This window comes from Pseudomonas sp. FBCC-B35 (genome assembly GCF_059133755.1).
The window spans coordinates 354,901-367,981 of the sequence record NZ_CP101439.1; the positions used below are offsets into that span (position 1 = coordinate 354,901).

9 protein-coding genes and 2 pseudogenes are annotated in these 13,081 nt (G+C 62.4%); 7 read left to right on the top strand and 4 right to left on the bottom strand.

All coding sequences use genetic code 11. The features are described from left to right. Positions 1–30: 30 nt before the first annotated feature. The 7 genes from pip (at position 31) to NMB38_RS01525 (ending at position 8,832) form a co-directional block, all read left to right on the top strand. Positions 31–1,002, top strand: a complete 972-nt coding sequence (gene pip / locus NMB38_RS01495; RefSeq protein WP_027914057.1) for a prolyl aminopeptidase — start codon at positions 31–33, stop codon at positions 1,000–1,002. Beyond that, positions 999–1,436 carry a D-aminoacyl-tRNA deacylase gene (gene dtd, locus NMB38_RS01500; protein WP_028687265.1) on the top strand — a complete coding sequence of 146 codons (438 nt, stop codon included), beginning with the start codon at positions 999–1,001 and terminating at the stop codon, positions 1,434–1,436. The genes pip and dtd overlap by 4 nt, the downstream gene beginning before the upstream one ends. Positions 1,437–1,700: 264 nt before the next feature. After that, a complete protein-coding gene (locus tag NMB38_RS01505; protein WP_490805799.1) occupies positions 1,701–3,422 on the top strand; it encodes a glucan biosynthesis protein G in 1,722 nt (573 codons plus the stop codon). After that, the gene (mdoH, locus tag NMB38_RS01510; protein WP_490805800.1) at positions 3,415–5,988 is read left to right on the top strand and encodes a glucans biosynthesis glucosyltransferase MdoH; all 2,574 of its coding nucleotides are present in this window, start codon (positions 3,415–3,417) and stop codon (positions 5,986–5,988) included. The genes NMB38_RS01505 and mdoH overlap by 8 nt, the downstream gene beginning before the upstream one ends. A gap of 242 nt (positions 5,989–6,230) precedes the next feature. Next, positions 6,231–7,031 carry a transporter substrate-binding domain-containing protein gene (locus NMB38_RS01515; protein WP_023533017.1) on the top strand — a complete coding sequence of 267 codons (801 nt, stop codon included), beginning with the start codon at positions 6,231–6,233 and terminating at the stop codon, positions 7,029–7,031. Between the two features lie 111 nt (positions 7,032–7,142). Further along, the gene (locus NMB38_RS01520; RefSeq protein ID WP_027914053.1) at positions 7,143–8,105 is read left to right on the top strand and encodes an amino acid ABC transporter permease; all 963 of its coding nucleotides are present in this window, start codon (positions 7,143–7,145) and stop codon (positions 8,103–8,105) included. Then, entirely contained in the window at positions 8,098–8,832 is a 735-nt protein-coding gene (locus tag NMB38_RS01525) for an amino acid ABC transporter ATP-binding protein (RefSeq protein WP_027914052.1), read from the top strand. The genes NMB38_RS01520 and NMB38_RS01525 overlap by 8 nt, the downstream gene beginning before the upstream one ends. A gap of 69 nt (positions 8,833–8,901) precedes the next feature. Here the strand turns inward: NMB38_RS01525 and NMB38_RS01530 are convergent, their stop codons facing one another. The 4 genes and pseudogenes from NMB38_RS01530 to NMB38_RS01545 all read right to left on the bottom strand — a co-directional run. Then, on the bottom strand, positions 8,902–9,795 hold the full coding sequence (locus NMB38_RS01530) for a methyl-accepting chemotaxis protein (protein ID WP_371923610.1): 894 nt from the start codon (positions 9,793–9,795) through the stop codon (positions 8,902–8,904). A 9-nt stretch (positions 9,796–9,804) separates the two neighbouring features. Beyond that, positions 9,805–10,902, bottom strand: a pseudogene (locus NMB38_RS01535) (methyl-accepting chemotaxis protein); the annotation flags it as partial. 199 nt (positions 10,903–11,101) lie between these two features. Next, the gene (locus NMB38_RS01540; RefSeq protein ID WP_371920202.1) at positions 11,102–11,974 is read right to left on the bottom strand and encodes a methyl-accepting chemotaxis protein; all 873 of its coding nucleotides are present in this window, start codon (positions 11,972–11,974) and stop codon (positions 11,102–11,104) included. 30 nt (positions 11,975–12,004) lie between these two features. Next, positions 12,005–13,018: pseudogene (locus NMB38_RS01545) on the bottom strand (methyl-accepting chemotaxis protein); the annotation flags it as partial. Positions 13,019–13,081 lie beyond the last annotated feature (63 nt).

The following is a 13,081-nucleotide window of genomic DNA, read 5'->3' on the forward strand; positions in this document are numbered from 1 at the left end:
CGGTCGAACAACCTTCACACGGAGTGCGCAATGCAGACCCTCTACCCGCAGATCAAACCCTACGCCCGGCACGATCTGGCCGTGGAAGCGCCACACGTGCTGTACGTCGATGAAAGTGGCTCACCCGAAGGTTTGCCAGTGGTCTTCATTCACGGCGGCCCGGGTGCAGGCTGCGACGCCCAGAGCCGGTGCTATTTCGATCCCACCCTGTACCGCATCATCACCTTCGACCAGCGCGGCTGTGGCCGCTCCACCCCCCATGCCAGCCTGGAAAACAATACCACCTGGCACCTGGTGGAGGACATGGAGCGCATCCGTGAACACCTGGGTATCGACAAGTGGGTACTGTTCGGCGGCTCATGGGGCTCCACGCTCGCGCTGGCCTATGCCCAGACTCACCCCGAACGCGTGCATGGTCTGATCCTGCGCGGCATCTTCCTGTGCAGGCCCCAGGAGATACAGTGGTTCTACCAGGAAGGTGCCAGCCGCCTGTTCCCCGACTACTGGCAGGACTACATTGCGCCCATCCCACCGGAGGAGCGCGGCGATATGGTCAGCGCGTTCCACAAGCGCCTGACCGGCTCCGACCAGATTGCCCAGATGCACGCGGCCAAGGCATGGTCCACTTGGGAGGGCCGCACGGCCACACTGCGGCCCAACCCCCTGGTAGTGGACCGGTTCTCCGAGCCGCAGCGGGCCTTGTCCATCGCCCGCATCGAATGCCACTACTTCATGAACAACGCCTTCCTGGAGCCGAACCAGCTGGTGCGCGACCTGCCCAGCATCGCCCACCTGCCGGCGGTGATCGTGCACGGGCGCTACGACGTGATCTGCCCACTGGACAACGCTTGGGAACTGCACCAGGCGTGGCCGAACAGTGAACTGAAGGTCATTCGCGATGCCGGGCATGCCGCATCCGAGCCGGGCATTACCGATGCTCTGGTGCGCGCAGCCGACCAGATGGCCAGGCGCCTGCTCGACTTGCCACTGGAAGAAGCATGAAGGGCCTGCTGCAACGGGTGCGCAACGCGCGGGTGGAAGTGCAGGGCCAGGTCATCGGCGCTGTCGAGCAAGGCCTGCTGGTGCTGGTGGCCGTGGAGCCGGACGACACCCGCGAGCATGCTGACAAGCTGCTGCACAAGCTGTTGAACTACCGCGTGTTCAGCGATGAGCAGGGCAAGATGAACCTGTCGTTGAAAGAAGTGGGGGGCGGGCTGCTGCTGGTCTCGCAGTTCACATTGGCGGCCGACACCCGCAACGGCATGCGCCCCAGCTTTTCCACGGCGGCGCCGCCGGCCTTGGGCGCCGAGCTGTTCGACTACCTGGTGACGCAAGCCAGAGACCGCCACGCCGACGTCGCTACCGGTCAGTTCGGTGCCGACATGCAGGTCCACCTGGTCAATGATGGCCCTGTAACATTGCTGTTACAAATTTAAGGTTAAAAAAAGCCGCTTTCTTGAATAAATAAGCGGTTCTATACCATAAATAGTTGTTGCAGCCTGATGCGTTGTCACGCGACCTGCTGGATAATCGCGCGCTGCATGAGGCCTGCGTTCGCAGGTCCGTTTCACTCTGACTCGAGCATTGTCCGTAGCCGTTTGGGGAATCATTACGCCCTTACGGGGTCCGAACAGTGCTCGCCAACCCGGCATTTGTCGCTGGCCGTTGGTTTCATGATCTGTTTTCGGCGAGGGTTGCTCGTGATTGTTAGTCCCCAAAAAGCATCAAGAATCCCCGGCGTCAGGCTGCGCAAGGCGCTGATGGCCAGCATGGCAATCGTTGGCCTGATGAGCGCGGGCCAGCTGTGGGCATTCAATCTTGACGATGTTGCAGCCAAGGCAAAGGATCTGGCCGGCCAGAAGTACGAAGCGCCCAAAAGCAACCTGCCGGCCGTGTTCCGCGACATGAAGTTCGCGGACTACCAGAAGATCCACTTCCTGCAGGAAAAGGCCGAGTGGGCCAACGACAAGACACCGTTCAAGCTGTCGTTCTACCACCAGGGCATGCACTTCGATACGCCGGTGAAAATCAACGAAGTCACCGCCACCAAGGTCCAGGAAATCAAGTACGACCCGAGCCGCTTCGAGTTCGGCGACGTGCCGCATGATGCCGATGCCACCAAGAACCTGGGCTATGCGGGCTTCCGCGTGCTGTACCCGATCAACAAGGCCGACAAGCAGGACGAAATCATGACCCTGCTTGGCGCCAGTTATTTCCGCGTCGTGGGCAAGGGCCATGTGTATGGCCTGTCGGCCCGTGGCCTGGCCATCGACACGGCGCTGCCTTCGGGCGAAGAATTCCCACGGTTCACCGAGTTCTGGGTCGAGAAGCCACAGCCGGCCGACAAGCACCTGGTGATCTACGCGCTGCTGGACTCCCCGCGCTCAACCGGCGCCTACAAGCTCACCCTGCGTCCGGGCAACGACACGGTCGTTGACGTGCAGTCGCGCGTGTACCTGCGCGATCATGTCAGCCGCCTGGGCGTCGCGCCGCTGACCAGTATGTACCTGTTCGGCCCGAACCAGCCGTCCAAGGTCCTCAACTACCGTCCTGCGCTGCACGATTCCGAAGGCCTGTCCATCCATGCCGGCAACGGCGAGTGGCTGTGGCGCCCGCTGAATAACCCCAAGCACCTGTCGGTCAGCAATTTCAGCGTCCAGAACCCGCGCGGCTTCGGTCTGATGCAGCGCCAGCGCGCCTTCAGCGACTATGAAGACCTGGATGATAACTACCAGAAGCGCCCAAGTGCCTGGATCGAACCCAAAGGCGACTGGGGCAAGGGCTCCGTCGACCTGGTGGAAATCCCGACGGCCGACGAAACCAACGACAACATCGTTGCTTTCTGGAGCCCGGAAAAGCTGCCCGAGCCTGGCGAGGCGGCCGAGTTCGCCTACCGCCTGCATTGGACCATCGACGAACCCAAGTTCCAGGCGCCTGAGTTGGGCTGGGTCAAGCAGACCCTGCGCTCCACTGGCGACGTCAAGCAGTCCAACCTGATCCGCCAGCCTGATGGCAGCGTGGCTTTCCTGGTCGACTTCGCGGGCCCGGCACTTGCCGCCCTGCCTGAAGACACCCCGGTGCGCAGCCAGATCAGCGTGGGCGACAACGGTGAGGTGGTCGAGAACAACCTGCGCTACAACCCTGAAACCAAGGGCTGGCGCCTGACGCTGCGTCTGAAGGTCAAAGAAGCCAACAAGTCGACCGAAATGCGTGCAGCGCTGGTGCGCGATGTGCCCGTAGAGGCTCCAGCGCCTGCCACGGACGCCAAGCAGGACAAGGCGTCTGCCAAGCATGCCAAGGCCGAGAAAACTGCCAAGGCCGAACAACCTGCCGCCGACGCGGCGCCCACCGCCGAGGCTGCGGCCACCACCGAAAAGGTGCTGACCGAAACCTGGACCTATCAGTTGCCTGCCGATGAGTAACTCGAGCCCAAAGCCGGTATCGCTTGGCGAGTACCTGGCCCACCTTCCAATGAGCGATGAGCAGCGCGCGGAACTGGCCAATTGCGCATCGTTCAGTGAGCTGCACCAGCGCCTGGCGGCCAACTCGCACGCCAGCCCAGCCGAGGCCGTGCAGGCCTCGGTGGGCTCGCGCCTGACGGTCGGCACCGCGGGTGAACTTGAAGAGGCCGAGATGCTCGGGGTGGACGGTAACGGGCGCCTGTGCCTGAAGATCGCGCCGCCCATCACCCGTACCAAGGTCGTTCCCGAGCCATGGCGTACCAACCTGCTGGTGCGGGTATGGCGGCGCCTGACCGGGCGTACCAACGCACCGCAGCCACCCAAGCGTGAGTTGCCGGCGGCCCGCTGGCGCACTGTCGGCTCGATCCGCCGATACATCCTGCTGGCGCTGATGATCGGGCAGACACTGGTCGCTGGCTGGTACATGAAGAGCATCCTGCCCTATCAGGGCTGGTCGTTCGTCGATCTGGACGAAATCTTCGCGCAGCCGATCTGGGATACGGTGGTGCAGGTATGGCCGTACGCCTTGCAGACGTCCATCCTGATTCTCTTCGGGATTCTGTTCTGCTGGGTGTCGGCCGGCTTCTGGACTGCCCTGATGGGCTTCCTTGAGCTGCTGACCGGGCGCGACAAGTACAAGATTTCCGGCAGCAGTGCCGGCAACGAACCCATCGCGCCCGATGCACGTACTGCGCTGGTCATGCCGATCTGCAACGAAGACGTGCCGCGGGTGTTTGCAGGCCTGCGTGCAACGTTCGAGTCGGTAGCAGCCAGCGGTAACCTGGACCGTTTCGACTTCTTTGTGCTCAGCGACACCAACGACACCGACATTGCCGTTGCCGAGCAGCAGGCATGGCTGGACGTGTGCCGTGAAACCAAGGGGTTCGGCCGTATCTTCTACCGCCGTCGCCGGCGTCGGGTGAAGCGCAAGAGTGGTAACCTCGACGACTTCTGCCGCCGATGGGGCAGCGAATACAAGTACATGGTGGTGCTGGACGCCGACAGCGTCATGAGCGGCGAATGCCTGAGCAGCCTGGTGCGCCTGATGGAGGCCAACCCTGATGCCGGCATCATCCAGACCGGGCCCAAGGCGTCGGGCATGGATACCCTGTATGCGCGCATGCAGCAGTTCGCCACGCGCGTATACGGCCCATTGTTCACGGCCGGCCTGCACTTCTGGCAGCTGGGTGAGTCGCACTACTGGGGGCACAATGCGATCATTCGCATGAAGCCGTTCATCGAACACTGCGCATTGGCGCCATTGCCAGGCAAGGGTGCGTTCGCTGGGGCCATTCTTTCCCACGACTTCGTCGAAGCCGCGCTCATGCGCCGCGCCGGTTGGGGCGTATGGATCGCCTATGACTTGCCGGGCAGCTACGAAGAACTGCCGCCCAACCTGCTCGACGAACTCAAGCGCGACCGTCGCTGGTGCCATGGCAACCTGATGAACTTCCGGCTGTTCCTGGTCAAGGGCATGCACCCGGTGCACCGTGCCGTGTTCCTGACGGGTGTCATGTCCTACCTGTCTGCGCCGTTGTGGTTCCTGTTCCTGGTGCTGTCCACGGCGTTGCTGGCGACCAACACCCTGATGGAGCCCCAGTACTTCATCGAGCCGTACCAGCTGTATCCGCTGTGGCCTCAATGGCACCCGGAAAAAGCCGTGGCGTTGTTCTCCACCACCATCGTGCTGCTGTTCCTGCCCAAATTGCTCAGCGTCATCCTGATCTGGGCCAAGGGCGCCGTCGAGTACGGCGGGCGGATCAAGGTCACCTTGTCGATGCTCATGGAAATGCTGTTCTCCATGTTGCTGGCGCCGGTGCGCATGATCTTCCACACCCGCTTCGTGCTTGCCGCGTTCCTGGGCTGGGCCGCCACCTGGAACTCCCCGCAGCGCGACGACGATTCCACACCCTGGAGCGAAGCGGTCAAGCGTCATGGTCCGCAGACCTTGCTGGGCGTGGCATGGGCAGGTCTGGTAGCCTGGCTGAACCCCAGTTTCCTGTGGTGGCTGACGCCGATCGTGGGCTCGTTGATGCTGTCCATTCCGGTCTCGGTCATTTCCAGCCGTACCCGCCTGGGTCTGGCCGCCAAGGACGAGAAGCTGTTCCTGATTCCTGAGGAATACGCCACACCGCAGGAGCTGCTGGCCACGGACCAGTACACCCACGAGAATCGCTGGCACGGCCTGCGCGACGGTTTTGTGCGCGCGGTAGTGGACCCGCGGCAGAATGCTCTGGCGTGTGCCATGGCCACTGCCCGGCACGGTCAGGCAGCGCCCATCGAGGCCATGCGTGCCGAACGCATCGTCAAAGCTCTGGAAGTTGGCCCCCATGGACTCGACCTGGGCACGCGCCTGGCATTGCTGAGCGACCCCGTGGCGCTGACCCGCCTGCACGAGCAGGTATGGTCGCAGCAGCACGCGGCATGGATCGATGCCTGGCGCGCCTCGATCAAGGGCGACCCGCATTCACCGTTGTTGCCGCTGCATCCTGAACATGAGGGTCAACCGGCACTCGCAGGCTCCTGACCTGCGCCATTGGCGGGCCAGCCCGTTCCGACCTACCCTGCAGCCGACGTTTGCAGGGTAGCGCCGGACTGGGTTGGCCCGCGACGCTTTTACCCTTCGGGCCGATTTAGGCCAACAAAGTCCCCCCCGATGCTATATCGCCAGCGCGCCATGCGTTAGCATCCCTCTCCGATAGCTCATGGCGGCCCGCACGGCCGTACCAATAAGAAAACGCGCTACTTCTACTTTCAGGGGACTTGGTGATGTTCAAGAAATACCTTTCGCGGCTGCTGGTGGGCATGACCGCTCTGGTGGCGGTGTCCGCCGCCCAGGCCGGGGCCATCGACGAGGCCGTCAAGCGTGGCACGCTGCGTGTGGGCATGGACCCGACCTACATGCCGTTCCAGATGACCAACAAGCGTGGCGAGATCATTGGTTTTGAGGTCGACATCCTCAAGGCCATGGCCAAGTCGATGGGCGTCAAGTTCGAAGCGGTATCCACCGCCTACGACGGCATCATCCCCGCCCTGCTGACTGACAAGTTCGACATGATCGGCAGCGGCATGACCTTGACCCAGGAGCGCAACCTGCGCCTGAACTTCAGCGAGCCTTTCATCGTCGTGGGCCAGACCCTGCTGATCCGCAAGGACCTGGCCGGCGAGATCAAGTCGTACAAGGACCTGAACAACGAGAAGTACCGCCTGACCTCCAAGCTGGGTACCACCGGCGAGATGGTGTCCAAGAAGCTGATCGGCAAAGCCAAGTACCACGGCTATGACAATGAGCAGGAAGCGGTCATGGATGTGGTCAACGGCAAGGCAGACGCCTTTGTCTATGACGCGCCGTACAACGTAGTGGCCGTTGAGAAGGCCGGTGCTGGCAAGCTGCTGTTCCTCGAAGAACCCTTCACCTACGAGCCGCTGGCCTTCGGCCTGAAGAAAGGCGACTACGACAGCATCAACTTCATCAACAATTTCCTGCACCAGATCAAGCATGACGGGACCTACGATCGTATTCACGACAAGTGGTTCAAGAACAAGGACTGGCTCAAGGACATGGAATAAAAGGCAACTTCAGGCCGCAAGCTGCAGGCCGTAGCCAGTGACCGACCTTGTGGGGTCGGCTACAGGCTGCGGCTTGCGGCTTGCGGCCTGCCGTTTTCCGGAGTATCCAAAGTGATCAAACACAAGAAGGCCCAGTGGCCCTGGCATGGGCTGACTGCACTGGTCCTGGTAGGCCTGGCCGTCAGCCTGTACATGGCGACCTCGATGATTTCCTACGAGTGGCGCTGGAACCGCGTCCCTCAGTATTTCGCTTACCAAGCCGAAGACGTACAGCGCGCGACCGACTATGGCACCGTGCAGGAAATCGTCATCTCCGGTGATGAAGCCCGCGTCACCCTGAAGGATGAAAGCGGGGAGCTTCAGGTCCTGGACGTGGCCAAGGACAGCCTGCAACTGAGCCGCGGCGACGATGTGGCCGAAGGGGACCAGATTGGCGTGACCCGGCACTGGGCCGCAGGTCCACTGGCCTGGGGGTTGTGGACCACCCTGTGGATTTCGGTGGTGTCCGGTGCGCTGGGGCTGGTGATCGGGCTGGTGGCCGGCCTGTGCCGGTTGTCGACCAACCCGACGCTGCATGACCTGTCGACCGTGTATGTCGAACTGGTGCGCGGTACGCCGTTGCTGGTTCAGATCTTCATCTTCTACTTCTTCATCGGCACGGTCCTGAACCTGTCCCGGGAGTTCGCCGGTGTCGCCGCCCTGGCGCTGTTCACAGGCGCCTATGTGGCCGAAATCGTGCGTGCTGGCGTGCAGTCCATCGCCAAGGGGCAGAACGAAGCGGCGCGCTCGCTGGGCCTCAATGCCGGCCAGTCGATGCGTCACGTGATACTGCCCCAGGCATTCAAGCGTGTACTGCCGCCGCTGGCCGGTCAGTTCATCAGCCTGGTCAAGGACACGTCGCTGGTGTCGGTGATCGCCATTACCGAACTGACGAAAAGCGGACGTGAAGCCATCACCACCTCGTTCTCGACCTTCGAGATCTGGTTCTGCGTGGCAGGTTTGTACCTGCTGATCAACCTGCCGCTGTCGCACATTGCCAGCCGGCTCGAGCGGAGGCTTGCGCAAAGTGATTGAAGTCCGTGACCTGCTCAAGGTATTCGACACCCGTGGCCATGTGGTACGGGCGGTCGACAACGTCACCACGCACGTGGCAAAAGGCGAAGTGGTCGTGGTCCTCGGCCCTTCGGGCTCTGGCAAGTCGACCTTCTTGCGTTGCCTCAACGGCCTGGAGCATTTCGATGAGGGCCATGTGGCCATCGCCGGCCTGGATCTGGCGCACCCCAAGACCGACATCAACGCCTATCGCCGCGAAGTCGGCATGGTGTTCCAGCATTTCAACCTGTTCCCGCACATGACCGTGCTGGAAAACCTGTGCCTGGCGCAGAAGGTGGTGCGCAAGCGCAGCAAGGCCGACCGCGAGGCCAAGGCTCGGGCCTTGTTGCAAAAGGTGGGGATCGCGGAGAAAGCCAACGAGTATCCGTCACGGTTGTCGGGCGGTCAGCAGCAACGGGTCGCGATTGCCCGCGCGTTGGCCATGGACCCGAAAGTGATGCTGTTCGACGAGCCCACCTCGGCGCTGGACCCGGAAATGGTAGGGGAGGTGCTGGATGTGATGAAGACCCTGGCCCTGGAAGGCATGACCATGGTCTGCGTCACCCATGAAATGGGCTTTGCACGAGAAGTGGCCGACCGCGTGCTGTTCTTCGACCATGGCAAGCTGCTGGAAGACTCGCCGCCCGCGGAATTCTTTGCCGCACCGAAAGACCCACGTGCGCAGGCGTTTTTGCGGCAAGTGCTCTGAAAGTGAAGGCTACCCTCGCGCAGTGGGTAGCCTTCGGATTGTGCGCTACAGGGCTCCCAAACCAAGCGCTCAGATGTTGAACCGCCTTACCATCCCCCGCAGTTGCTGCCCCAACTGCTCCAGCTCACCACTCGATGCTGCAGTCTGTTCGCTGGCTGCACTGGTCTGATCGGACGCATCACGCACATTCAGCACGCTGCGATTGATCTGTTCGGCCACCACGCTCTGCTGTTCGCTGGCCGTGGCAATCTGCTGGTTCATGCCTTGGATGCTCGAGACCGTCCCTGTGATCTGGCTCAGCGCATCGCCTGCCCTGCGGCTCAACTCCACGCTTTGCTCTGTGAGGTTCTTGCTGCTGTCCAGCAAGCGCGTGACTTCGTCGGTGCCGTTGTGCAGGCTGTCGATCAGTTGACCGATTTCTTCGGTGGCGGTGGAGGTGCGCTGGGCCAGGCCGCGCACTTCATCGGCCACTACCGCGAAGCCCCGCCCGGCTTCACCCGCCCGCGCCGCCTCGATCGCGGCGTTGAGTGCCAGCAGGTTGGTCTGTTCGGAGACCGACTTGATCACGTCCAGAATACTGCCGATGCGCTGACTCTCGCCGGCCAGATGCTGCATGGCTGCCAGGCAATGGTCCATCTGCCCGGACAACTGTTCAATGCGGCCAATCGCTTCGGTCACCACCTGATCGCCCACCTGCGCCTGTTGGTCGGCATTGGTGGCGGCCATCGATGCCTGCTCTGCGTTCTGCGCCACCTCCTGGACCGTGGCGCTCATCTGGTTCATGGCAGTGGCAACCTGGTCGGTTTCTTCTCGCTGCTGGCTGATGCGCACCTTGGTGTCTTCGCTGCTGGAGGCCAGTTGCGACGCGGCTTGCGAGAGTTGCCCGACACCGTGGTCGATGCCGCCGATCAGTTCGCGCAAACTTATCGTCATCTCACGCATGCTGGCCTGGAGCTTGCCCATCTCGTCGCGGCGCTGCACCGGTTCGACCTGGCTCAGGTCCCCTTTGGCGATACGTGCCGCCACATCCAGGGTCTGGCGCAGCGGTTGGGTGATCTGCAATGTGATCAGCCACCCGGCGATCACACCGACCACTAGCGCCAGCAGCGCCACGGTGGTCAACAGCGAGCGGGCGGCCAGTGCTTCCCTGTCGCGTTGTTCGACTTTGCGCTTGCCAAGCTCCAGGCTCACCGAGCGCAACTCGTCGCCGCGGCGCTCCATCGTGTTTTGCAGTTGCTCGGCCTTGACGGCGACCTGGCGGTACTGGTCCAGGGTCGCGCGGTATCGAGCCAATTCGGTGCCTGGTTGCTCGATCACCGTGCGCGGCAGCCCGAGAGGCGCCAGGCCCTTGACCAGTTGAGCCAGGCTGGTACTTGCGGCCTCCAAGGCGCTTTCACCGACTTTGGCGAAGTCTTCGACAGGGGAGAAGGTGTAGGCCGGTACCAGGCTTTGCTGGTTGGCGCTCTCCACATGCCGGCTCAGTGTGTCCATCATGCCCAGCACGTTGGTCTGCTGCCCATCGGCAGGCATCTTCAACAGGGCCTGGGTTTCAAGTTCATCGATGGCCGTGCTGAGTTTCTGCCCCTGAACGAGCAGGGCCTGGCGCAAGGTGGTGCGGCTGTTGGCAGTGCGCTGCAGTTCGGCAAAATCATCGCGCAATTGCTGCAGCAAACCCAGTTTTTCGGTCAGCATCTGCCGTGACTCTTCGACATTGCTGCGCTGCTGCAGCGTAGTCAGCATGTTGCTCAATTGCTCGAGGATGCGGCCGATCCGAGTCTTGCTCTGCTCATCGTCGAGCACACGGTACGTGATGCGCTCAGCGCGCAGGTCCTTGGTCAGGTCATTGATTTCGCCAATTTCACTCAGTTGCTGCGAACGAACGATGGCGCCGTCCAGGGCGCGCCAGCCACTGATCGTGGTGACCAGCGTGAGCAGCAGGACCACGGCGAAACCGAGGGCCAACTTGGCGGCGACGCTGATGTTGCCGAGCTTGCGGTTGAGGTAACCGAGCATGGGGATTCTCCGTGCAAGTGGAAGGAATGAAGAGCACGCGCAATGCGTGCAAGCCATCCCTGCCCATCGGCGGAGGACCTGTAGGACTTGACCTGAAACCCGCGTAGGAAAATTCGGACCATATGGTCAGATCTTTTACGGTTACATAAGCCTTTCGAGCGCAACCGCACGTCTTTCAAAGAGGCTGCGTGGCAGCCTCAGTCTGAATGCGCCGATTGACCGGCACTGTCATTGGTCGTGTCGACAGGCCTGCCCGTCAGAGCTTGAAACGCCTCACCAAACCCTGCAAATGAGTGCCTAGGCGTGCCAGCTCCACACTGGAGCTGGCAGTCTGTTCGCTGGCCGCCGAGGTCTGGTCGGAAATGTCCCGTACGTTGATCACGCTGCGGTTGATCTCTTCGGCCACCGCCGTCTGCTCCTCGGCTGCCGTGGCGATCTGCTGGTTCATCGCCTGGATGGAGGAGACGGTGCGGGTGATGTTTTCCAGCGAACTACCTGCACGGCGGGTCAGTTCGACGGTGCTGTCGGTGAGTTGCCGGCTGCTGTCCATCACGCTCGCTGCGCGCTGTGTGCCGCTTTGCAAACCGGCGATCAGTTCCTCGATCTCCTCGGTGGATTGCTGTGTGCGTTGTGCCAGGCTGCGCACCTCGTCAGCCACCACTGCAAACCCGCGCCCGGCTTCGCCTGCACGGGCCGCTTCGATCGCCGCGTTGAGCGCCAGCAGGTTGGTCTGCTGGGCCACCGACTTAATCACATCCAGTACGCTGCCGATCTTGTCGCTTTCACCCTTGAGCTGGCTCATGGCCTCGCTGGAGTTGGCCACCTCGCTGGCCAGCCGCTCAATCTGCGCCACCGCTTCGCTGACCACACGATCGCCCTCACGGGCCTGCTGGTCGGCCATGACGGCTGCTTCCGAGGCCTGCTCGGCGTTGCGTGCCACGTCGTGAACGGTCGCTGTCATCTGGTTCATCGCCGTGGCAACCTGGTCTGTCTCGACTTTCTGGTTGGTAACGCCTGCGCTGGTCTGCTCGGTCACCGCCGAGAGCTCTTCGGCGGCACTGGCAATCTGGGTTACACCATCGCCGATGCCGCCAATCAGCTCGCGCAGGCCTTGGGTCATGCGCTGCATGCTGGCCTGCAACTGGCCAAGCTCGTCTCTACGCAACGAAGGTTCATGCAGGGTGAGGTCGCCGTTGGCCACCCGTTCAGCTCCACGCAGCGCCTCGCGCAGCGGCAGGATGATCTGACGGGTGATCACCCAGGCCGCCAGCAGGCCCAGCAAGACGGCCAGGCCAGTGGCCAACCCCAGCAACGCTTTTGCCTGGGCAGCGGCGGTGTCACGCACCTGGGTCTGCGATGTGGTCATGGCCTGGCTGGTCTGCATCAAGGTCACGCCTTGATCGGCCATTTGCTGCAACGCCTGGGCGCTGGCGCTCTGCGCTTCGCCGAACTGCATCACGGCGTCGCGGTAGCCGCCCATGGCGGTACTGGCGTCGGTCAGGCCGGCGGCGAATTCGGCAGGCAGCTTGGCGGGCAGCCCTCGCAACTCGTCCAGCGCCTGGTCGATGGCCTTGAGTGCGGTCTGCTGATAATCGGCATTACCGCTGTAGGTGTAACCACGCACCTGGAATCGCGCTTGCTGGAGCAGGCTGTTGACGGTGACGGCATATTGGTACTGGGTGATATCGCCCGCTTGAAGCAGGCGCTGCTGAACGCGCCCTACCAGTTCGACTGCCTTGTCCGCGCTGTCCCCCAGCACGCCGCGGCTGGCCTCGCGTCGCACATTCGCCTGCTTGAGCTGCGCGAAGGCCTGCTGGTAGGCCGCTACTGCATCGCGCTGCTGTTCGAGTCGCTGGTGATCGGCGGGTTCGTCGATCTGGCCGAGCATCAGCTGAACCTGACGATCCAGAGTGCCAAGCGCCTTCTCCATCTCACCGATCGAGGCGTCGTCGCGCTGGCGCTCATAATGCTGACGTGCAATGCGCAGCTCCTGGGCGTACTGCTGGATGACCGAGATGTTGCCCAGCTTGTCACCCCTGGCTGTGATGCTGTTCATGCCGTGCCAACCGGTCAGGGTGATGATCAGCGTCAGCAGCAGTACCAGGCCAAAGCCCAGCGCCAGTTTGCGGGTTACACTCACGTTGCCCAAAAGCTGGGCTAACCATCGATTCATAGAAACTCCCTGGCGGCTTGGCAGCACGATTCGTTGTTGTTGCCAATGCCATCGGCCAGGGAA